Below are 22,610 nucleotides of genomic sequence, written 5' to 3'. Positions count from 1 at the left end.
TCCCCACCCTCCACCGATGGCCACCGACAGCGAGTCCCCCAAGCCCGTCGCGCCCGCATCCGGCGCCGCCCCCGAGCTGCGCCTGCTGGATCGGCGTGCGTTCGTGGGCTTTCCGGCCTTGGAGGTCCAGCCCGGGCTGCGCATCGCCGACTTCGCGCTCCAGATTCCGGACGTCAGCTTCCCGTTCAACGTCAGCGCGGGCGCCACGCGCTACCAGCGCAAGAAGCTGCTCTTCGGCTTCCTGGAGCTGACGGTCGACGCGGACCTCGTCACGCGCAAGGTGGCGGAGCTGGCCGGGCGGCTCGCGGGCGTGGAGGAGCTGCGGCTGCACTTCCGCCCCGGCTACCTGGAGGGCCAGGGCCGGCTGCCCGCGCCGGAGCGCACGCCCTTCACCTTCAAAATCGCCTTCGACGCGGATGGGGACCGGCTGGCCGTCTACGTCTACGACGTGCGGCTGTATGGCTTCTCCGCCACGCCGTCGGTGCAGCTGCCGGGCCTGTTGTCGGAGGCCGTGGGCGCGCTGGGCCTCTTGCCGGACGTGGAGGTGCGCGGCGCCACCGGCTTCTCCACCCGCGTGCTGCCCGCGCTGTGTGAGCTGGCCGCGCTGAGCCGTGGCTACAAGGTGCCCACGCTGGACACCGCGCGCCTGTCCGCGGCGGAGGTCTCCAGCACGGGCCTGCGCCTGCGCTTCGCCGCCGGAGGGCTGCCCCCGCCCGCCGCGCCGGACGAGGAGCTGATGCTGGCGCTGGAGGGTGCCCGGGCCTTCGCGGACGCGGAAGGTCTGGTCGCGCAGGGACGGCTCGCGGAGGCGCGGCAGGCGTACCTCCAGGCCGGAGACGCGCAGGACGCGCACCCGTTCGCGGCGGAGCGGCTCTTGGCGCTGCTGGTCGCGGATCCGCAGGCGCACGACCTGGCCCTGGACGTGGCGGCCACGCTGTCGCGGCGTCGCGACCGCAGTCCTGCCGCGCTGTGGGGCGAGGCCGTGGTGCGCGAGCGCCGGGGCGAGGGTGCCCGCGCGGCCGAGCGTTACCTGGCGCTGTGCGCGCTGGCTCGGCGCACGTCGGAAGAGGCCGCCGCGTTCTTCGCCGCCGAGGCCGCCGCGCGCTCCTCGCGAGACACCGCGCCCCAGGTGGCGGTGAAGGCGCTGCATGAGCTGCTGGGCCTCAAGCCGGACCACCTGCCGTCGTTGAAGGCGCTGGCGCGCGCGTCGGACCAGGCTCGGGACCGGGCGGGCGCGGTGCGGGCGTACCGGCGGCTCGCGGCGCTGGCGCGCGATCCGTTGGAGGCCGCGGACGCGCACGTGCACCTGGCGCGGCTGTGCGCGCAGACGGAGGACGACATCGCGGGGGCCCGGCTGCACTGCGAGGCCGCGCTGCGCCTGTCGCCGGACCAGCCGGACGCGCTGCTGTTGCTCGGCGAGCTGTGCCACCGAGGTGGTGAGCACCTGCGCGCGCTGAAGGCGCTGGACCGGCTGCGCGAAGTGTCCATGGCGCGCCATGAGCTGGACCGCGTGGGACAGGCGGACCTGCTCGCGGGCCGCGTGTGGGAAGAGGGCCTGAAGCAGCCGGAGAACGCGCTGCTGCGCTACCGCGAGGCGGTGTCGCTGCTGCCCGGTGAGCCGGAGCCGCTGTTCGCCTCCGCGCGCGTGGCGGAAGGCCTGGGCCGGTTGCAGGAGGCCCTGAGCGGCTACCAGCAGGCGCTGGAGCTGGCGGGGCCGGCGCCGCGCTCGGAGAGCGTCCGTCACGCCGCGCACGAGAGCCACCACGCGCTGGCGCGGCTGTCGCGCACGAAGCTGGGCGACCCGGCGCGGGCGCGCGAGCACCTGGAAGCGGCGCTCGCGTTGGATCCGCGCGATGCCGTGGCGCTGGAGGAGCTGATTCCGTACTTCCGCGTCACCGGCCGCTCGCAGGAGCTGGCCGAGGCGCTGGAGAAGGCCGCCGCGCTCAAGGAGGAGCCGAAGGCCCGCGCCGCGCTGTGGGCCGAAGCCGGTGAGCTGTACCGGGGCAAGCTCCAGCAGGCGGACAAGGCCGACAAGCTGCTCACGCTCGCGCTGGAGGCGGACGGCGACCACCGGCCCGCGCTGGAGTCGTTGCTGGCGCTGGCCGAGGCCCGCCGCGACGGCGCGCAGCTCACCCGGTGCCTGGCGGCGCTGGCGCGGCTGACGACGGAGCCGAAGGAGCGGGCGCAGAAGTACCGCCGCCTCGCGGTGGCCGCGCGCGACCTGGCGTTCGACCTGGACCTCGCCGTGCACGCGCTGCAGGAGGTGCTGCGCGCGGAGCCGGACGACCTGCCGGCGCTGGGCGAACTGTGCGCGTTGCAGCGCAAGCGCTCCGACCTGGCGGGCCTGGCCACGGCGCTGGAGGACCGCGCGCGCGTGGCCGAGGCGCAGGGCGACAAGCGGCTGGCGGCGGCGGCGCTGCGCGAACTGGCCGGCGTGCTGGAGGCGCGGCTGGGTCGCGTGGGCGACGCGCTGGTGGCGCTGGAGAAGGCCGCGCGGCTGGCGCCGGACGCGGCGGTGCTGCTGGACCTGGCGGACCTGAGCCTGCGCTGCGAGCGGCCCGAGCACGCCCGGCGCGCGCTGGAGTCGCTGCTGGCCACGCTGCCGCGCACCGCGGCGCCGGAGAAGCTGGCGGACGTGCGCGCCCGGCTGGGCCGCGCGTGTGAACTGCTGGGCGACCGCGAGGGCGCCATCGCCGCGTACGCGCAGGCGTTCCCGCTGCGGCGGCTGGACGACGTGCTGGCCACGCGGCTGGAGGCCCTCTACACGGAGGCCGGCGAGACGCAGGCGCTGGCCGAGCTGTGGGCCACGCGCGCGCAGGCGCTGGCGGGCGCGGACCGGGCGGAGGAGGCGGCGCCGCTGTTCCTCCAGAGCGCTCGTGCCCTGCTGGAGCGTGGAGAGAAGGCCGCCGCGCTGATGCGCCTGGCCTCCGCGCTGGAGGCGAGCCCCGAGGGCCCGCTCGCCGCCGAGGTGCTGGAGGCGCTGGCCGAGCTGGAGCTGGAGCGCGGCGAGAAGCTGGAGGCGGCGCGGCTGTACGCGCGGCGGGCCACGCTGGTGCCGGATGCCCGGGCGGGCGCGAAGCTGCTCTTCCGCGCGTCGCTGCTGGCCGCGGGCACGAGCCGCGAGGAGGCCTTCCTCGCCGACGCGCTGGAGCGCGACGCGACGTTCGCGCCCGCGCGCATCCGCCGGGGTGAGCTGCGGCTGCCCACGGATGCCCGCGCCGCGCTGGAGGACTTCGAGGCGGTGCTGGGCCTGCCGCCCGCGGACGTGGATGCCCCGCGCGAAGCGGAGCGCGTGGCCCTCACGCGCAAGGCCGCCACCGCCGCCGTGCGCGCCAACCGCACGGACGCGGCGCGCCGGCTGCTCGCGGAGTTCTGCGCGCGCGTGCCGGAGGACCTGGACGCGCGGCTGGAGCTGGCCGCGCTGCACCGCAAGGCCGGCGCCCGCGAGGCCCTGGCGGACCTGCTGGTGGAGCTGTGGCCGCGCCTCTCCGGAGACGCCCGCCGTCAGGCCCGCCGCGAGCTGGCCGAGCTGTGCCTCGCCCTGGGCCGCGCGAGCGCGTCCGCGGATTCGCTGCGCAGCCTGCTGGCGGAGGAGCCGCAGGACGCGTGGGCGGCGCAGGCGCTGCTGGACCTGCTGCCTCCGCCCGGCACGGGCACGCCGGAAGAAGAGTCCGAACGGCTGGAGCTGCTGGGCACGCTGGTGTCCGCCGCGTCGGGTGAGGCTCGCGCCGAGCTGCTCGCGCGCCGGGCCACGCTGCACCGGAGCGCCGGCCGTATGGGGCCCGCGCGCGATGACTGCGCCCAGGCCGCGAAGCTGTCGCGCCGTCCCGCGCCGCTGCTCCTGATGCTGGCGGAGCTGGCGCGCGAGGCGTCGGATGCGCCCGCCGAGCTGGATGCGTGGCGCCGCGCCGTGGCCGCCGATGCCACCCTGGGCGCCCGCGCCCGGGAGCGGCTGCTGGCCCTGGCAACCGTGCTGCTGGAGAAGGACGAGCGCGCCTCCGCCGGGGATGCGCTGCGTGCCGCCATCGCGCTGGAGCTGCCCGCCGACGCGCGGTGCGATGCCTTCTTCCAGCTCGCGGAGCTGGCCCGCCGCGACGGCAAGCCCGCCGACGAAGCCGCCGCGCTGGCCGAGGCCGCGCGCCAGGGGCCCACCGCCCGCCGCGTGGAAGCGCTGCTCATGCGCGCCACGCTGCTCGAAGGGCAGGAGGACCGCGAGGCCGCCGCGAGCGACCTGGAGGCCGCGCTCTCCCTGGCGCCGCGCCACGAGGAAGCGACGCTCGCGTTGCAGCGCGTGCTGCGCGACCTGGAGGACTGGGCCCGGCTCGCGGAGTTGCTCGCCGCCGAGGCGCCCCACGCGCAGCCCGCCGCCGCCGCGTCGCTCTACTCGGAACTCGCGAGCCTCTACCTCGACCGGTTGGGGCAGGGCGCGCCCGCCGAGGCCGCGCTGCGACAGGCGCTGCGGCTGACCCCCGCGGACGCGTCGGTGCGCCGCCGGCTGGTGTCGCTGGTCGCTGACCGTGGCGAGCTGCTGGAGGCCGCGGGCCTGCTGGAGGCCGCGGCGGAGGACGCCGACGCCGCCGAGGCCGCTGCATTGCTGCGCGAGGGTGTCACCTACGCGCGGCAGGCCCAGGAGCTGGACCGGGCGCTGGCCCTGGCGCGTCGCGCGCATCAGCGCGTGCCCGCGAAGGGCGAGGACCTGGCCACGCTGGCGGACCTGCTCTACCTGCGCGGCGCGGTGCGCGAAGCCCTGCCGTTGCAGGAGGCCCTGGTCCAGGCGGCGGACTTCCGCGCGGCCCCGGAAGCGGCGGAGGCCACCAGCCTGCGCCTGGGCGACCTGGCCGAACAGTCCGGCGACGTGAAGCGCGCGGTGGCCGCGTACCGGTACCTGCTCACGCAGCGTCCGCTGTGCGAGCGCGCCGTGGAGCGGCTGTCCGCGCTGCTGGAGCGCGATGATCCGCGCGGTGCCTTCGAGGTGCGCGTCGCCCACGCGCGCGTGCTGGCGCCGTCCGAGGACACCGTCGCGCGGCTGGTGTCGCTGGCGGAGCGGGCGCGCGAGGCGCTGGCGGACGCGGCCATCGCCGCGTCGCTCCTGTCGCACGCGGCGCAGATGGCGAAGGAGCCCCTGCCGCTGCGCCGCCGGCTCGTCGCCCTCTACCGTGAGACGGGCCGCACGTCGGAGCTGCTGGCGGAGCTCCAGCCGGTGGCCGCGCTCAGCCTCGAAGCGGGAGACGTGGACGCCGCGCTCGCGGCCTGGGACGAAGAGTCCCGGCTCGCGGAGTCGCTGGGCCGCGCGGACGAAGCGCTGCGGGCGCTCGCGAACGCGCGGGACCTGCTCGCCGACGAGGAGCGCAACGCCGAGGCCGCCGCGTGCGAGCGCCGCCGCGCGGAGCTGCTGCGCGACGTGAAGCTGGACCTGAACGCGGCGGAGGCCTCGCTGGAGCGCGCCTTCGGATTGGCCGCGGAGCTGGACACCGCCCGCATGGGCGCGGCCCTGGCCGAGCGCCGCGACGACGCTGCCGCCGAGGCCCGGTGGTGGGAGCGCGGGCTGCCCCGGATGACGGGCACGCGCGAGGGCGCGGCGGTGCTGCTGCGCCTGGCCCGCCTGCACCTGGGCGAGCTCGCGGACGCGCCGAAGGCAGAGGGCTTCCTGCGCCAGGCCCTGCGTCAGGACCGCTGGCTGAAGGAAGCCGAGGACCTGCTCGCGGAGCTGCTGGAGCGCGACGGCCGGCTCGCGGAGCTGGCCGCCTGGTACGAGGAGTGCGCGGAGTCGGAGCTCGACGCCGACCGTCACGCGGCGCTGCTGTACCAGGCCGCGGTCCTCTACCGCGACCGCGCGAACAAGCCGGAGGCCGCCGCCGCCGCGCTCATCGCCGCGCGCGCCGCGAAGCCGGACGACCTCAACCTGACCGCGCAGGCCGCGGAGCTGCTGCACCAGGTGCGCCGCCCCGCGGACGCCGCGGAGTTCGACGCCATCCTGTTGGAGGCGGACCCCTTCCGCGAGCCCGTCTTCACGCGCCACCGCGCCTTCCTGGAGGAGAGCGGCGAGCGCCAGGCCCTGGCCGAGCTGATGCTCCGCCGCGCCGAGCGCCAGACGCCCGCCGAGGCCGCCGCGAGCTACCTGGCCGCCGCGAACGCCTTCCGCGAAGAGGGCGCCCGCGAGCGCGCCATCCTCTGCGAGGACCGCGCCTTCGAGCTGGACCCCGCCAACGCGGAGGCCTTCCAGCACGTGCGCGAGCGCGCCGCCGGAGACGTGCGCCGGCTGGCGGACCTGCTGGGTCAGCGCGCGGAGGCGGTGACCCCCGACGAAGCGCTGCCCCTGCTGCGTGAGCGGGCCCAGCGCCTGCTGGACGCGGGCGAAGCGCTCAAGGCCGCCGAGGCCTTCGACGACTACCTGGGCCGCGCGGGCGGCGACGTGGATGCGCTCTGCGCACGCGCGGAGCTGGCCGCCCAGGGCGGAGGCCCCGCCGCCGCGCAGCCGTACGACCGCCGGGTGCTGGCGCTGGGCGGTGACTCGCTGCCGGTGCCGGTGCGCGTGCGCACGTGGCTGCGTTTGGGCCATGCGTCGCTCGCGTCGGGCGCGTTCCACGACGCGGCGGATGCCTTTGAAGCCGTGGTGTCGCTGGAGCCAGAGGGCGCGCGCGGCGGTGAGGCGCTGTCGCTGCTCGCGGAGGTGCACTCGCGCACGGGCAACGGCCCTGGCCTGTACCGGGCGTCGTTGCAGCTGGCGCGCAGGGCCCAGGACGCGGCGACGGAAGAGGTGCTGCTGCGCCGCGCGGCCGACCTCTTCGATGATCCGCGCGAGGCCATCGACGCGCTGGTTCCGCTGGCCCGGCTGCGCCCGGCGGACGCGGGCGTCATCGACCGTGCGGTGGAGGGCCTGCGCGCCCTGGGCCGCCACGGCGACCTGCTGGGCATCTACGAAGCGGGCGCGGAGGCCGCGGGAGGCTCGCGCGCCGCGGAGCTGCTGCTCGCCGCCGCATCCGTGGCGAACGAGTCGCTGTCGGACGCGGACACGGCGTGGGCCCTCACGCGCCGCGCGGCGGAAGCGGATCCTGAGAACCCGGCCGCCCTGCGCGCGCTGGTGGACGGCCTGCGCGCGCGCAAGGAGTCCACGGAGCTGCTCGCCGCGCTGGAGCGGCTGATTCCGCTCACGGACGACGCGGACGAGTCCGCCGTCCTCCGGCTGGAGTGCGCGGCGCTGGCGAAGGACGCGGGCCGCGAGGACGCCGCGCGCGACGCGTTGGAGGCCGTGGTGGCGCGGGGCGCTTCCGGTGCTGGCTACGCCGACGCGCTGGAGGCCCTGGAGCCACTGCTCGGTGACGCGCACGCGCGCCGCGCGGAGGTCCGTGTGGCCCGCGCGGAGCTCGCGTCGGGCGAACAGCGCGTGTCCCTGCTGGTGGCCGCCGCGCGCGCCTTCGAGAAGGCCGGCCTGCTGGAAGACGCGCTGAAGGCCGCGAAGTCCGCCGTCGCCACGGAGCCGGATCTGCGCGCCGCGCTGCTCGTCGCGCACCTGCACCGTGCGTCCGGAGACGCGCCCCGCGCGGCCCGTGCGCTGCTCCAGGCGGCCCGGCTCGCCGCGCCGGAAGAGCGTCCGCCGCTGCTGCTGGAGGCCGCCGGCCTGTGGGAGAAGGCCGGAGAGATGGGCGAGGCGCTGGAGGTCGTCGAGCGCATCGCCACCGACGCACCGGAGATGCTGTCCGCGTCGGAGCTGGCCGAGCGCTTCGCCCGCCTGGGCGCCTTCGCGCGCGCGCTGGACGTGGGCTTCGCGCCCGCCATGGCCGCGGGCGAATACACCGACGCGCTGGCCATGGCCGCGCAGGCGGGCGACGTGCCCCGCACGCGCGTGGCCCTCTGGGCGCTGTGCGCGATGCCGGACGCGGACCCCGCCCACGCCGCCGCGCTGGCGGACGGGCTGCGCGAGGACGCGGAGTGGGAAGGCCTGCTGGAGCTGGCGGCCCTGTCCCACGAGCGCGACACCGCCTTCGCCGTGGCGCTGCGCGACGAGGTGCTGCGCGCGCGTCCCGCGCCGGTGCTCTCGCGCCTGCGGGCCCTGGCGGAGCTGACCGGGGAGCCCGGCCTCGCCGCGCGCCTGATGCTCCTGTTGCCGGAGCTGGGCCTGGAGCCGGAGTCCCTGGCCGAAGCGGTCCTCACCCAGGTGCGCGCGCTGCCGGAGCCCGCGCGGCTGGAGTCCCTGGCCTTCGCCGCGGACGGCTGGCCCGCGCGCCGCGAGGAGCTGCTGCGCGAGCGCTACACCCTGGAGCGCGAGCTGGGCCGCCTGGAGTCCGCCGAGCGCACGCTGGCGCTCATCGCCCAGGACACCCAGGACGCGAAGGCGCGCGCGCTGCTGCACCTGGAGCGCGGTGAGCTGCTGCAAGGCCCGCTGGCCCAGCCCGCCGAGGCGCGCGAGGCCTTCGAGGCAGCCCTCGCCGACGACGCGGACAGCCTGGCCGCCGTGCACGCGCTGCTCGCGCTGGTGGACGAGGCGCGCGAGTCCACGGTGTTCCTCACGCTGGCGGACACCCTCGCGAAGCTCGCGGGCGCGGACGCGTGGGCGCCGTACCGCGAGCGTCTGGCGGACGCCTACGAAGCGCAGCAGCGCTGGGCCGAAGCGGCCACGCAGCTGGAGCAGCTGCCGGACACGGACGAGCGTCTGTCCCGCCGCGTGAAGCTCGCGGAAGCGCGCGGCCTGGTGGGCGAAGCGCTGCGGCTGCGCGAGCGCCTGACGCAGGACCCGGCCGAGCTGGAGGTCATCCTGCGCGGCTACCTGGACGCGCAGCTCGTGGGCCCGGCGGTGCGCCTGGCGGAGCGGCTCGCGGACGCGCAGCAGCTGACGCCCGCGCTGACGCGCTGGGTGACCGAGCGCTTCTCTCCGACGCCGGACGGCGCGGTGCTCGCGGTGCGCTTCTGGCCCGCGCTCCTGCGTGAGAAGTGGCCGGACGTGGACGGCTGGACGCTCTACGCGGAGGCGCTGCACGCCCTGGGACGTCCGGAGGCGGAGCGCACGGATGGCATCGGCGCCGCGCTCGTGGGCAGCGACGCCCCCGCGCCGCGCGCTCCTGTCTCCAAGCTCGCGCGTCCCGAGCAGGACTTCCAGCACCCGGAGCCGGACGGTCTGGTGCCGGTGTCGGAAGCCAGCCTCGCGCGGCTGCACGTCGCGCTGAAGCCGGTGCTCGAAGCGCTGGGGGCCGAAGCCGTGCGCGTGTCCGTGGATCCGCGTGGCGGCGTGGAGGCGTACCTCACGTCGCCGGACGCGCTGGTGCTGGGCGCGGGCGCGCTCGGCTGCTTCGGCGCGGTGGAGCTGGGCTGGCTGTGCGCGCTGGCGCTGGCGCTGGGCTCGGAAGGCGTGGAGCTCACCCGTCCCGGCGCGGTGCTGGCGTGGGAGGACGCGGCGGTGGCGGCCTGGCGCGCGATGCCCGCGTCGCTGGCGGCGGGGCGCGTGCTGGCGCGGCTGGACTCGGACGTGCGCGGCGGTGACCCGGCGGGCGTGGATGTGGGCGCGGTGCTCTCCCGCAGCGAGGCCTTCCGCCAACTGGCCCTGGCTTCGCTGGACGCCTAACCTGGGGCGCGTCATGCACCTGAAGCGACTGGCAGTGGCGCTCTTCCCCGCGGCGGCCGTGGCCGTGGCGGTGGGCTGTTTCTCCGACCCTGTCTACCCGGGCAACCAGGTGATGGGGACGTTCCGCTTCCAGGCGAAGCTGGACGCGGCGCGCACCACGTGCGACGCGGGCTCGCGGGACTTCGCGCAGCTGGACGACGCGGGCAGCTTCTTCTTCGAGGGCACCTTCTCCCGCGACACCGACGCGGGCACGGGCTTCTTCACCGTGCAGGGCTTCTCCCGCGACGCCGGCTACACCGGCCAGAGCGTGTCCTCCACCCACCGCGCCATCGCGCGCCGCGACTCGTGCGGCACCGGCTGCGAGGACTCCGAAATCGAGGAGGCCATGAACGTCATGCTCCTGAGCGACAGCCAGGCGCGCAACGTGGCCCGCGACTGCAAGCGCCTGGACGGCGGCGTGCCGGAGGGGGACATCCCCGCGCCCACGGAGAACGGCTACGACGTGTCGCTCGCGTGCGGCACGCTCACGGACGTCTTCCTGCCCAGCAAGAGCGGGAGCGCGAGCTGTAAATGCAACCCGTCCACCTGCACCACCGTGTACACGGTGAGCGGCGACCGCATCGACTGAAACACCCGGGGCCTGGCTTCCGTCGTGTAACGTGCGCCGCCCCGAAGTGGAGGATGGAATGGCGAAGCGTGCGGTGGTGCTCCTGTCCGGAGGCCTGGACTCAACGACGTGCCTGGCGATGGCGAAGGCGGACGGCTTCGAGCCGGTGTGCCTGTCCATCGCCTACGGACAGCGCCACTTGGTGGAACTGGAGCGGGCCAGGAAGGTCGCCACCACCATGGGCGTGCGCGACGTGCGCGTGGTGACGGTGGACTTGAGGCAGGTGGGCGGCTCCGCCCTCACGGATGACATCCCGGTGCCCAAGGACCGCACCGAGGACGCCATGTCCCACGACGTCCCCGTCACCTACGTGCCCGCGCGCAACGCGCTGTTCCTCTCCATGGCGCTGGGGCTGGCGGAGGTGGTGGGCGCCACGGACCTGTACATCGGCGTCAACGCGGTGGACTACAGCGGCTACCCGGACTGCCGCCCGGAGTTCATCCGCTCCTTCGAGGCCATGGCCCAGCTGGCCACCAAGGCGGGCGTGGAGGGCGCGACCTTCAAGGTGCACGCGCCGCTGTCCGGCCTCACCAAGGCGCAGATCATCCAGGCCGGCGTGAAGCTGGGCGTGGACTACGGGATGACGCACTCCTGCTACGACCCGGACGCCCAGGGCCGCGCGTGTGGCCGCTGCGACAGCTGCCTCCTGCGTGCGAAGGGCTTCCAGGAGGCGGGCGTGCCGGACCCCACCGTGTACACGAACGGGGTGCGCTGATGCTCCCGGCCGCGGGCCTCACGCTGACCCTGGCACTGCTCGGAGGCGCGCCGAAGGCCGAGCTGGTGGACGCCACCACCGTCATCCCGGACCTGGTGCTGGACCTGCGCTACGCGACGAAGGACAACTTCCTCAAGCGGCAGGTGTACCCGGACGGCGCGCGGTGTCTGTTGTTGCCGGACTCGGTGAAGCGCCTGAAGCAGGCCGCGGACGTGCTGCGCCCCCAGGGCTACCGGCTGAAGGTCTACGACTGCTACCGCCCTCGCGCGGTGCAGTACGAGATGTGGAAGATATTGCCCAAGCCCGGCTACGTGGCGGACCCGCGCAAGGGCTCCAACCACAACCGGGGCGGGGCGGTGGACCTGACCCTGGTGACGAAGGACGGGGCGGAGGTGGAGATGCCCACCCCCTTCGACGACTTCACCTCCAAGGCGCACCACGGCTACACCGGCGGCACCCCCGCCTCGCGTGAGCACCGGGAGGTGCTGCGCAAGGCCATGGAGGGCGCCGGCTTCAAGCGCAACCGGATGGAGTGGTGGCATTACGACCTGCCCGGCGCTACGAAATTGCCGGTGCTGGATGTGCCCTTCACCCCCGAGGGGTGACGCCTGGTCGCCTGCCGGCCCAGTGGTTTCGCGCGGTTGCGTCAAGGACTGCGCGTAAGTGGGCGCGCGCGGGGAGTGCCTGCTATTCCTGGCGTCCCATGAGTCAATCGCTCGCGGCCGGCCTGGAAAACACGCTCATTTCTCCGAACTCGGGGGCGCAGCAACTGGCGCCCACGCTCGCGCCCGGTGGCGCCACGACCCAGCGGCGCAACACGGTGCTGCCGCGCGTGGAGTGGAAGGGCCAGCAGCCCAGCGTGATTCCGCTCCAGCGCGAGCGCTTCGAGGAGGTCCGCCCGCTGGGGCAGGGCGGCATGGGTGAGGTGGTGCTCATCCGCGACCACGACATCGAGCGGGAGGTCGCGCTCAAGCGGCTGCCTCCGGGCGCGGACCTGGACCGCGTGCTGCGCTTCGTGGAGGAGATCCGCACGGTGGGCATGCTGGACCACCCGAACATCGCGCCCGTGCACGACGTGGGCGTGGATGAGCAGGGCCGGTACTACTTCCTGATGAAGCACCTGAAGGGCGAGACGCTGGAGTCCATCATCGCCCGGCTGCGCCAATCGGAGCTGGACGCGCTGGTGCGCTATCCGTTCCAGGTGCGGGTGCAGATCTTCCTGGGCGTGCTGCACGCGGTGGCGTACGCGCACGGCAAGGGCTTCATCCACCGCGACCTGAAGCCCGCGAACATCATGGTGGGCCCCTTTGGTGAGGTGACGGTGCTGGACTGGGGCCTCGCGCGCCGCGTGGGTGCGTCCGCGTCCAGGGCGCTCCCGGCTGGCGCGCAGACGGACCTGCACTCGGCCCGGCCGCTGCACACGGAGCTGGGCTCCGTGGTGGGCACGCCGCTCTACATGTCCCCGGAGCAGGCGCGCGGCGAGCACGACACGATGGACGCGCGCAGCGACGTCTACAGCCTGTCCGTCCTCTTCCACGAACTCCTGTCGCTGACGCACTACCTGGAGGGCATCCAGTCCGTGCCGGACATCATGACGGCGGTGCAGACGCGCACGCTGGACATGGGGTCCATGCACAAGAACAGCGCGCAGGGCCCGGTGCCCGCGGAGCTGATGTGGTTCGTGAAGAAGGGGATGAGCAAGGACCCCAAGGACCGCTTCGAATCCGTGGACGACATGGTGAGCCAGCTCCACGCCGCGCTGGAGGGCCGCATCCACGTGCAGTGCCAGCGCACGATGCTGAAGAAGACCCTGCACCAGGGCCTGCGCATCGCGGACCGCAACCCCGTGGCGCTCACGGCGGCGGGCGTGGTGGGCGCGGGCCTGGTCATCGCGTCGGCGGTGAACCTGGGCCTGTCGCTCTTCGGCGCGCTGCTGCACTGAGGCGGACGCGGCGCTGGTGTGATGGAGTGGCGGCGTGCAACGCGTCCGTCGCCCCCTCATGGCCTTCGTCCTCATCCTTGGCATGCTGTACTTCGCGCTGTGCGCCATCGCCTTCGCCGCGCAGCGCTCGCTCATCTACCCCGCGCCCCGCACGGAGCCCGCGAGACTGCGGGACCAGCCCGGCTTCGGCGTGGTGCCGCTGGCCACCGGCCTGAACGTGGACCGCTTCTATCTGCCAGCGCCCCCGGGAGCGCCCACCGTGGTGCACTTCCACGGCAACGGCGAGCAGCTGCTGGGGCAGCGGGGCTTTGGCCAGGCGCTGGGAGACGTGGGGCTGGGCTTCCTCGCGGTGGAGTACCCGGGCTACGGCGCGTCGCCGGGCAGCCCGACGGAGGCGGGGCTGTACGCGTCCGCGGAGGCCGCGCTCCAGTTCCTGCGCGAGCAGGGCGTGAAGCCGGAGGACATCGTGCTCAGCGGGCGCAGCCTGGGCACCGGCGTCGCGGTGGAGATGGCCCGGCGCGGCTACGGCGCGCGCATGGTGCTGGTGTCCCCGTACACGTCCATGGTCGCCATGGGCCAGCGCACGCTGCCGTTCCTGCCCGCGTCGCTGCTGATGCGGGACCGGTACCCGTCGCTCGACAAGGCGAAGGACATCCCCATCCCCGTCCTCATCATCCACGGCGAAGAGGACGAGGTGGTCCCCGTGGACATGGGCCGCACGCTGGGCCAGCGCTTCCCGCATGCCCGCGTGGTGACCGTGCCGGGCGCCCACCACAACGACGTGCTGGAGGGGAACGGTCAGCAGGAGTTCGCGCGGCTGGCCACGTTCGCGCTCGACGGCACATGAACCACCGGGGAACCGTGTGACGTCCTGCGTCGCGTTCCCTTGCGCCTACCGTCGACCCCCGGATTATGCTCCGTGTCATCAACGCGATGTTTCATCGCGTCCTCACGCTCCCCCGAGGGATGGATGAACGTCGACCCGGTCCCCGCCGCGACCCTGTCCGAAGCGGCCCGTGAAATCGTCGAAGTGGGCCGCTTCCTGAGCGTGCGCAACTTCGTGCCCGCCACCAGCGGCAACTTCTCTCGCAGGCTGGATGCCCGCACCTGCGCCGTCACCCGCTCCGGCGTGGACAAGGGAGAGCTGGTGGAGGCGGACATCCTGGTCGCGGACATCCACGCGCCGCCGCCCAAGGGCTCCTCCGCGGAGACGCCGCTGCACCTGCAGCTGTACCGGGACTGCCCGGAGGCGCAGGCCGTGCTGCACACGCACTCCGTGGTGGCCGCGCTCCTGTCGAACCTGCGCCTGCCGGAAGGCGAGCTGGTGCTCCAGGACTTCGAACTGCTCAAGGCCCTGGGCGACACGCGCACGCACGAGACGGCGGTGTCCATCCCCATCTTCCCCAATGATCAGGACATCCCCCGGCTCGCGGAGAAGGTGACCGCGATGCTCGCGAAGCGCACGGACCTGGTCGCGTATCTCATTGCCGGCCACGGGCTTTACACCTGGGGCCGGAGCATGGCCGAGGCGCGCCGCCACGTGGTGGCGCTGGAACACCTGCTGACGTACGAACTCGAGAAGATGAAGGTGCGGCGATGAGCAAGCTGATTGTCTACAACGACCACCAGCCGGAGACGCCGCTGGGCGTCTACACCGAGCCCGAGGACATCCGTCGCGAGCTGAGGCCCGCGGGCGTGCGCTTCGAGCGCGTGAACGCGTCCGTGGACCTGCCGGACGGCGCGGGCCAGGAAGAGGTTCTCGCGGCCTACAAGCACATCGTGGACGCGGAGATGAAGGCCCACGGGTACAACACGGTGGACGTGGCGCGCATCAAGCCGGACGCCCCCAACGTGGAGGCGGCCCGCGCGAAGTTCCTCTCCGAGCACGCCCACACCGAGGACGAGTCGCGCATCATGGTGGAGGGCAGCGGCTGCTTCTACCTGCACGCGGGCGACAAGGTCTTCCAGGTGGAGTGCACGCGCGGCGACCTCATCAGCGTGCCGGAAGGCATGAAGCACTGGTTCGACATGGGGGAGAAGCCCCGCTTCGCCGCCATCCGCTTCTTCATCCGCCCGGACGGCTGGGTGGGCCACTTCACCGGCGAGACCATCGCCGAGCGCTTCCCGAAGTACGCGCCGTGAGTGCTCCCAAGGCCGTCGTCACGGACATCGAAGGCACCACCAGCTCCATCGCCTTCGTGAAGGACGTGCTCTTCCCCTTCGCCCGGAAGCACCTGGCAGAGTACGTCGCCACGCACGGCCAGGAGGCCGCCGTGCGCCAGTGCCTGTCTGACGCGCGCACGCTCGCGGGCGAGCCGGCACTGGGCGACGTGGGCACCGTGGCCCTGCTCCAGCGCTGGCTGGATGAAGACCGCAAGGCCACGCCCCTCAAGACACTCCAGGGGCTCATCTGGGCGGACGGCTACGCGCGCGGTGAGCTCAAAGGCCACGTCCACGCGGACGCGGCGAAGGCCCTGCGCGAATGGCACGCCAAGGGCCTGCGTTTGTATGTCTATTCCTCCGGCAGCATCGCCGCGCAGAAGCTGATCTTCGGCTACAGCGTGGAGGGGGACCTGACGCTGGTGTTCTCCGGCTACTTCGACACCACCACCGGGCCCAAGGTGGAGTCAGCGTCGTACACGAAGATTGCCCAGGCGCTGGAGCTTGCGCCCGGTGACATCCTGTTCCTCTCCGACAACACGGCGGAGCTGGACGCGGCGAAGCAGGCGGGCCTGCGCACCGCGGCCCTGGACCGGGGCGAGGTGGCCCTGCCGCCGGGCCACGGGCACCCGGTGTTCCATGACTTCACGTCGCTGAATCCGTTCGCGCACGTGTCCTGAAATCCCTAGCGGAGTCTCCCCATGTCGAGTTCCAACAAGCCCGTGCTGGGCATCATCGGCGGCAGCGGCCTGTATCAGATTGACGGCCTGACGGACGTGTCGTGGCGCCGGGTGTCGTCGCCCTTCGGCGAGACGTCGGACGAGTTCTGCTTCGGCCGCATCGGCGACCAGCCGGTGGTGTTCCTGCCGCGCCACGGCCGGGGGCACAAGATTCCGCCGTCGGAGCTGAACTTCCGCGCCAACATCGACGCGCTCAAGCGCAGCGGCGTCACGGACATCCTCTCCGTCTCCGCGGTGGGCAGCCTGCGCGAGGACCTGCCGCCGGGCACCTTCGTGGTGGTGGATCAGTTCGTGGACCGCACGTTCGCGCGCACGAAGAGCTTCTTCTCGCAGGGGCTGGTGGCGCACGTGTCCATGGCGAAGCCCACGTGCTCGCGCCTGGGCGACGCGGTGATGGCCGCGTGCGAGGGCCTGGACCTCAAGGTCGTGCGCGGCGGCACGTACCTGGTGATGGAGGGCCCGCAGTTCTCCACGCTGGCGGAGAGCAAGCTGTACCGGCAGTGGGGCTGCGACGTGATTGGCATGACCAACATGCCGGAGGCCAAGCTCGCCCGTGAAGCGGAGATCTGCTACGCGAGCGTGTCGATGGTCACGGATTACGACTGCTGGCATCCGGACCACGACGCGGTGACGGTGGACCAGGTGGTCGCGGTGCTGCTGGGCAACGCGGGCAAGGCGCGCGGGCTGGTGAAGAACATCGCGCCGCTCGTGAGCCAGCACTCGGCCCTGTGCAAGGCCGGCTGCCAGACGGCGCTGGAGCACGCCATCATGACGTCGCCCGACGCGCGCGACCCGGCCATGGTGGAGAAGCTCTCCGCGGTGGCGGGCCGCGTCCTCAAGCGCTGAACGCACGGAACAAGGAAGACACGGCGATGAAAGTCCAAGGCGTTCCGATGCGCTCCATCTGGGTCGAGTCCGACGGCTGGAGCGTCGGCGTCATCGACCAGACGCGCCTGCCGCACGCGTTCGTGAAGGTGAAGCTGTCCACGGCGGATGAGGCGGGCCACGCCATCCGCAGCATGCTGGTGCGCGGCGCGCCGCTCATCGGCGCCACGGCGGCGTACGGCGTGTGCCTGGCCATGCGGCAGGACGCGTCCGATGGCGCGCTGGAGAAGGCGCTGACCATGCTCCGGGCCACGCGGCCCACGGCGGTGAACCTGCACTGGGCGCTGGACGGGATGCGCCAGGTGCTCGCGCCGCTGAAGCCCTCCGAGCGCGTGGCGGCGGCCTACAAACAGGCGGCGGCGCTGTGCGACGAGGACGTGGCCATCAACCGCGCCATCGGCGAGCACGCGCTCAAGCTGTTCCAGGAGGCGTGGGACAAGAAGGGCCGCAAGGGGCGGCTCAACGTCCTCACCCACTGCAACGCCGGCTGGCTGGCCACGGTGGACTGGGGCACGGCGCTGGCGCCCATGTACCTGGCGCACGACGCGGGCCTGCCGCTGCACGTCTGGGTGGATGAGACGCGCCCTCGCAACCAGGGCGCGGTGCTGACGGCGTGGGAGCTGGGACAGCACGGCGTCCCGCACACCGTCATCGCGGACAACGTCGGCGGCCACCTGATGCAGCACGGGGAGGTGGACCTGTGCATCGTCGGCACGGACCGCACGACCGCGCGCGGGGACGTGGCGAACAAGATTGGCACGTACCTCAAGGCGCTGGCCGCGAAGGACAACGGCGTGCCTTTCTATGTCGCGTTGCCTTCGCCCACCATCGACTGGACCCTCCAGGACGGCGTGAAGGAGATCCCCATCGAGCAGCGCGAAGGCACGGAGCTCAGCGACGTGACGGGCCGGCTGCCTTCGGGGGACATCGCCACGGTGCGGATTACGCCGCCGGGCAGCCCCGCCGCGAACTACGCCTTCGACGTGACGCCCGCGCGGCTCGTGACGGCGCTCATCACGGAGCGCGGCGTGTGTCCGGCCACGGAGGAGGGGATGCTGTCGCTCTTCCCGGAGCGGCGCGCCCCGCGGAGCGCGGCGAAGTGAGCGGAGCCGGAGGCCACCAGGCGCTGCGCGAGGCGATGGTGGCCACCGCGCGGCGGATGAACACGTCCGGGCTGAACCAGGGCACGTCCGGCAACCTGAGCCAGCGCGTGGAGGGCGGCTTCCTCCTCACGCCGTCCGGGATGAACTACGAGACGATGACGCCGGAGGACCTGGTCCTCATGCGCTTCGACGGCTCGCACCAGGGCTCCCGCAGGCCGTCCACCGAGTGGCAGCTGCACCGGGACATCCTCCAGGCCCGGCCGGAGGTGGGCGCGGTGCTGCACGCGCACAGCATGTTCAGCACCACGCTGGCGTGCCTGCGCCGGGGCATCCCCGCGTTCCACTACATGGTGTCCGCCGCGGGCGGCACGGACATCCGGTGCGCGGAGTACGCGACGTTCGGCACGCCGGAGCTGGCGCGGCACATGATGGTGGCCCTGGAGGGCCGCAAGGCGTGCCTGCTGGCCAACCACGGCATGGTGGCCGTGGGCGCGGACCTGCCAGCGGCCTGGAAGCTGGCGGTGGAGGTGGAGACGCTGGCCGCCATGTACTGGCGGGCGCTCCAGATTGGGGAGCCCGTGGTGCTGGACGACGCCGAGATGGAGCGCGTCTTCCAGCAATTCCGGGGGTATGGGCAGTAGGAAGTGCGTCGCGCACACGTTCCTGCATGATTCCGTGGGTCCCTGCCTCTAAGTCGGGAAGGGGCGGCCCGGGTGGGTCATCCCCGGTCCTCAGGAGGAGTCGGCATGCGGTGGGTTCTCGGGTGCATGGTGATGATGGCACTGGGATGTGCCTCGCTCATGCCGGCGGGGCGCGAGCCCACGGACCCCCGGCTGAAGGACGCGCTCCAGGCCTTCGAGCAGGCCGCGACGCTCTACGACGAGGGCCGGTACGCCGAGGCCCTGGCGCCCGGTGAGCAGGCCCTGGCGCTGCGGGAGGCCGTGCTCGGGGCGTCGCACCCGGACGTCGCCTACTGCCTGAACCTGCTGGGAGAGCTGTACCGGCTCCAGGGGGACCTGGCCCGGGCGGGCGTCCTCCACGAGCGCGCGCTGGCCATCCGGGAAGCGGTGGTGAACGACGACGCGGCGAAGAACGTCACGGTGGCCCGGCTGCTCGGCTTCGCCGCTTCACCCATGATGGAGCCGGACCGGCAGGCCGGCGGTTTCTACGACCACGGACACGCGCTGTCCCGCCGGACGAACAACCTGTTCAGCATGGACAAGCGCCGCCGCATGGGCGCGTTCGCCAGCCAGGAAGCGGTCCTCAGCGAGAACCAGTCCGCCTACGCCGAGTCCCTCAACAACCTGGCCAACCTCTACCAGCAGCAGGGGCTCTACAGCCGCGCGGAGCCGCTCTACTCGCGCGCGTTGGATCTGCGGGAGACGGTGCTCGGCAAGCATCACCTGACCGTCGCGGACTCGCTCAACAACCTGGCGCTGCTCTACCGGGAGCAGGGGCTCTACCACCGGGCGGAGCCGCTCTACGTGCGGGCGCTCGGCCTGCGGGAGTCCGCGCTGGGCAAGGAGGATCCGCTGATCGCGGACACGCTGGACACGCTGGCCACGCTCTACCAGGACCAGGGGCAGTACGGCCGCGCGGAGCCGCTGGGCCTGCGCGCGCTGTCCATCCGCGAGTCCGCGCTGGGCAGGACGCACCCGCTGGTGGCGGACTCGCTCAACAACCTGGCCAATCTCTATCAGGACCAGGGGCTGTATGACCGGGCGGAGCCCCTGTACGCGCGCGCGCTCGCCATCCGGGAGGCGGCGTCCACCCCGAGCGCGTCGGACCTGGCCACCGCGCTCAACAACCTGGCCACGCTCTACCAGGCGCAGGGGAAGTACGCGCGGGCGGAGCCGCTGTACGCGCGGGCGCTGGGCCTCTGGGAGAAGGCTTTCGGCAAGAAGCATCCGCACGTGGCCGCGCTGCTCAACAACCTGGCCACGCTGTACCGGAAGCAGGGGCGGTACGGCCAGGCGGAGGTGCTGTATGCGCGCGCGCTGTCCATCTGGGAGGCCGTGCTGGGCCACAACCACCCGGACGTCGCGGGGTCGCTCAACAACCTGGCCAACCTCTACCGGGACCAGGGGAAGTACAGCGAGGCGGAGCCGCTGTACGCGCGCGCGCTGGCCATCCGGGAGGCCGTGCTGGGCAGGAACCATCCGGACCTCGCGACGTCGCTCAACAACCTGGCGCTCCTGCGTCTGGCGCAGCACCGCGTGGACGAAGCGGTGCCCCTGTTCACGCGGGCCTTCGGCGTGTCCGAGCAGCGCCTGCGCCGCGAGGCGCTCGAGTTCTCCGAGGCGCGGCTGTCCAGCTTCCTCCAGCACCTGCGCGCGGACGAGGAGCAGCTCTACGCGCTCGTGCGAGCGCACCCGGACTCCGCGGACATCCGGCGGTTGGCCTTGAGCGCCGCGCTGCTGCTCAAGGGCCGCTCCGTGGAGGAGACCGCGGACATCTCGCGCGCGGTCTACCGGAGCCTGGGCGCGGAGGAGCGCGGCACCTTCGAGCAGCTGCGCAAGCTGCGCACCCAGCTGGCCAGCCTCTCGCTGCACGGGCCCGGCGCGCTCACGCCCTCCGCGTATCAGCAGCAGCTCATGGCGCTGACGGCGCAGGGCGACGCGCTGGAGGCGACGCTCGCCAGCCGCTCCGCGCCGCTGCGCGCGTTGGCCGCGCTGCCCTCGCCGGATGACATCGTCGGCCGTGTCGCCAAGGCCCTGCCGGGCGACGGCGCCCTGGTGGAGTTCATCACCTACGAGGACCGTCCGTTGGTGCCGGGGACCCGTGAGCCCCAGCTGCGGTGTCTGGCGTTGGTGCTGCTGCCGCGCGGGGACATCCGCGCGTTGGACCTGGGGCCCGCGGCGCCCATCGAAGCGGCGGCCTCCAGCCTGCGGGACGCGCTGGCCCGCCGGGACGCGGCTTTCGAGGACCCGGCCCAGGCGCTCTACCGGCTCGCCTTCCAGCCGCTGCTGCCGCTGTTGGGGAAGGCCCGCCGGCTCTTCCTCTCACCGGATGGTCAGCTGGCGCTGGTGCCCTTCGCGGCGCTGCACGACGGGAAGCAGTACCTGGTGGACGCCTACGACTTCACCTACGTCACCTCCGGCAAGGACCTGCTGCCGCGTCCCCAGCAACCGGCGCCCGCGTCCTCGGTGGTGGTGCTGGCGGATCCGGCCTTCAACACGGGCATGCAGGCCACCACGGGAAGCGCGCCCGTGGTGGCTGAGCGTTCACCTTCGCCTTCCCTGCGGCGCGAGGACCTGGTGGCGCGCGACTGGGCGCCGGTTCCGCTGCCGGGCTCGCGCGAGGAGGCGGAGGCCATCCAGCGGCTGTTCCCGCAGGCGCAGCTGTTCCTGGGGTCGAAGGCGACGAAGGACCGGCTGCTGCACCTGCGCACGCCGGGCATCCTGCACCTGGCGACGCACGGCTTCTTCCTGGAGGACGCCGCCGCGCCGGAGAACACGCGGGCGGTCGCGACCTTCGGAGCGCTGGGAGAGGATCCGCAGGCCGCGCGTCCGCCGGATCCGCTGCTGCGCTCCGGCCTGTTGCTGGCGGGGGAGACGGCGAAGACGAGCGCGTCCGACAGCACGCTGGTGACGGCGCTGGAGCTGGCGGGCCTGGACCTGTGGGGCACGCAGCTGGTGGTCCTGTCCGCATGTGACACGGGCCGTGGCGCGGTCCGCCGGGGCCAGGGCGTCTACGGTCTGCGCCGGGCCTTCCTGGTGGCGGGGGCGGAGACGGTGGTGATGAGCCTCTGGAAGGTGGACGACGCGACGACGCGCACGTTGATGGAGACCTACTACCGCCACCTGCTCGGAGGCGAAGGCCTGGCCACGGCGCTGCGCGAAGCGATGCGGGAGCTGCGCAAGGCACAGCCCCATCCGCACTACTGGGCGCCCTTCATCGCCATGGGGCGCGACACGCCGCTGCGGCTGCTGGATCAGGCCGGCGGAGGGTAGATGTCCTCGAGGATTCCGGAGCGCTCGGGGTACAGCTGCTCGAACGCGGCCAGCGCCTCCGGGCCGCCGTCGAGCGCGCGCATGTACTCGGACCAGGCCTCCGCGAAGTCCTCCGTGTAGACGCCGGAGTCGTTGAAGCTGTCCTCCGTGTAGTCGTTGAGGTGGTTGCCGTCCGCCGCGGCGGCCTCCGCCCAGCCTTCGGGGATGGGAGGGGGCTCGCCCCTGAGCCTCTCGAAGAAGCCGGACAGGAAGCTGTCGTTGGCATCCTCCACCTGGCGGCCGATGAGGTGGCCAATCTCGTGATGGAAGATGTCGTCCGTCACGGTGGCTTCGCCGTCATAGAACGTGATGGTGCCGTCTCCAGCCCGCGCGGCGGCGTTGTCCGGATCCGGATCCTTCTTGATGACGACGCGCTCGAGCGAGCCCCGCAGGTCCTCCGGCGTCTCGCTGTACGAATCGACGAGCTGGCTCAGCACGTTCGCCGCGTCCACGTCACCGCCCCGCTCGATGGAGACGGTGAACGTGTCGTCACCGACGCGCACGGCGTAGATGTCGTTGTCGCCGAAGGGCACGGGCACGGGCGTGATGGAGACCTGCTCCGTCTTCCCGTCCGTGTTGGTGAAGGGCACCGTGTTGCCCGTCTCCAGGGCCTCCGTCACGGCGGCGCGGCGGGGGTTGATGAGCTTCCCGAGGTCGCCGGGCCCCAGGGGCGGAAGCGGGGGCAGGAGGGGCTTCGCGGGCCGGACCGACTCGAAGCCGCTGGCGCCCTGGAACGCGCGCACCGCCGTGTTCTGGATGGGAGCCTTCGTCGGGAGCGCGGCGGGGACCACGGGCTTCGGGGCCGGAGCCAGCGTGAGGGGGCGGGACAGAAGCTTCGTGAGCATGGGGC

General features: G+C 73.2%; 14 protein-coding genes. 13 read left to right on the top strand and 1 reads right to left on the bottom strand.

Annotated elements, in window-relative coordinates; all coding sequences use genetic code 11:
• The first annotated feature begins 16 nt into the window (after positions 1-16).
• The 13 genes from D7X96_RS18430 to D7X96_RS18370 all read left to right on the top strand — a co-directional run bounded on the left by D7X96_RS18430 (position 17) and on the right by D7X96_RS18370 (position 21,721).
• Entirely contained in the window at positions 17-9,556 is a 9,540-nt protein-coding gene (locus tag D7X96_RS18430) for a flagellar hook-length control protein FliK (protein WP_121770324.1), read from the top strand.
• A 13-nt stretch (positions 9,557-9,569) separates the two neighbouring features.
• Positions 9,570-10,184 carry a hypothetical protein gene (locus tag D7X96_RS18425; RefSeq protein WP_120548467.1) on the top strand — a complete coding sequence of 205 codons (615 nt, stop codon included), beginning with the start codon at positions 9,570-9,572 and terminating at the stop codon, positions 10,182-10,184.
• 58 nt (positions 10,185-10,242) lie between these two features.
• The gene (gene queC / locus D7X96_RS18420; RefSeq protein ID WP_121770329.1) at positions 10,243-10,938 is read left to right on the top strand and encodes a 7-cyano-7-deazaguanine synthase QueC; all 696 of its coding nucleotides are present in this window, start codon (positions 10,243-10,245) and stop codon (positions 10,936-10,938) included.
• The gene (gene ddpX / locus D7X96_RS18415; RefSeq protein WP_120548465.1) at positions 10,938-11,543 is read left to right on the top strand and encodes a D-alanyl-D-alanine dipeptidase; all 606 of its coding nucleotides are present in this window, start codon (positions 10,938-10,940) and stop codon (positions 11,541-11,543) included. Before queC ends, ddpX begins: the two co-directional genes overlap by 1 nt.
• 98 nt (positions 11,544-11,641) lie before the next feature.
• A complete protein-coding gene (locus D7X96_RS18410; RefSeq protein ID WP_121770323.1) occupies positions 11,642-12,880 on the top strand; it encodes a serine/threonine-protein kinase in 1,239 nt (412 codons plus the stop codon).
• A gap of 34 nt (positions 12,881-12,914) precedes the next feature.
• Entirely contained in the window at positions 12,915-13,727 is an 813-nt protein-coding gene (locus D7X96_RS18405) for an alpha/beta hydrolase (protein WP_121770322.1), read from the top strand.
• 123 nt (positions 13,728-13,850) lie between these two features.
• Positions 13,851-14,480, top strand: a complete 630-nt coding sequence (locus tag D7X96_RS18400) for a methylthioribulose 1-phosphate dehydratase (protein WP_121770321.1) — start codon at positions 13,851-13,853, stop codon at positions 14,478-14,480.
• Positions 14,477-15,022, top strand: a complete 546-nt coding sequence (locus D7X96_RS18395; protein WP_121770320.1) for a 1,2-dihydroxy-3-keto-5-methylthiopentene dioxygenase — start codon at positions 14,477-14,479, stop codon at positions 15,020-15,022. Before D7X96_RS18400 ends, D7X96_RS18395 begins: the two co-directional genes overlap by 4 nt.
• The gene (gene mtnC, locus D7X96_RS18390; RefSeq protein ID WP_121770319.1) at positions 15,019-15,720 is read left to right on the top strand and encodes an acireductone synthase; all 702 of its coding nucleotides are present in this window, start codon (positions 15,019-15,021) and stop codon (positions 15,718-15,720) included. Before D7X96_RS18395 ends, mtnC begins: the two co-directional genes overlap by 4 nt.
• A 21-nt stretch (positions 15,721-15,741) precedes the next feature.
• Entirely contained in the window at positions 15,742-16,626 is an 885-nt protein-coding gene (locus tag D7X96_RS18385; RefSeq protein WP_121770318.1) for an S-methyl-5'-thioadenosine phosphorylase, read from the top strand.
• A 26-nt stretch (positions 16,627-16,652) separates the two neighbouring features.
• Positions 16,653-17,768, top strand: coding sequence for an S-methyl-5-thioribose-1-phosphate isomerase (gene mtnA, locus D7X96_RS18380; RefSeq protein WP_120548458.1), 1,116 nt, complete (start codon positions 16,653-16,655; stop codon positions 17,766-17,768).
• On the top strand, positions 17,765-18,409 hold the full coding sequence (locus tag D7X96_RS18375; protein WP_121770317.1) for a class II aldolase/adducin family protein: 645 nt from the start codon (positions 17,765-17,767) through the stop codon (positions 18,407-18,409). Before mtnA ends, D7X96_RS18375 begins: the two co-directional genes overlap by 4 nt.
• Before the next feature lie 105 nt (positions 18,410-18,514).
• Positions 18,515-21,721 (top strand): CHAT domain-containing tetratricopeptide repeat protein, encoded by a 3,207-nt coding sequence (locus D7X96_RS18370; RefSeq protein WP_121770316.1) that lies wholly within the window; start codon positions 18,515-18,517, stop codon positions 21,719-21,721.
• On the opposite strand, the gene D7X96_RS18365 is transcribed toward D7X96_RS18370, so the two are convergent.
• Positions 21,703-22,605: a hypothetical protein gene (locus D7X96_RS18365; protein ID WP_121770315.1), complete on the bottom strand. Its 903-nt coding sequence runs from the start codon at positions 22,603-22,605 to the stop codon at positions 21,703-21,705. The genes D7X96_RS18370 and D7X96_RS18365 overlap by 19 nt on opposite strands.
• Positions 22,606-22,610 lie beyond the last annotated feature (5 nt).

Source organism: Corallococcus interemptor (genome assembly GCF_003668875.1).
GTDB classification, from domain to species: domain Bacteria; phylum Myxococcota; class Myxococcia; order Myxococcales; family Myxococcaceae; genus Corallococcus; species Corallococcus interemptor.
This window is presented reverse-complemented; position numbering and strand designations above follow the sequence as displayed.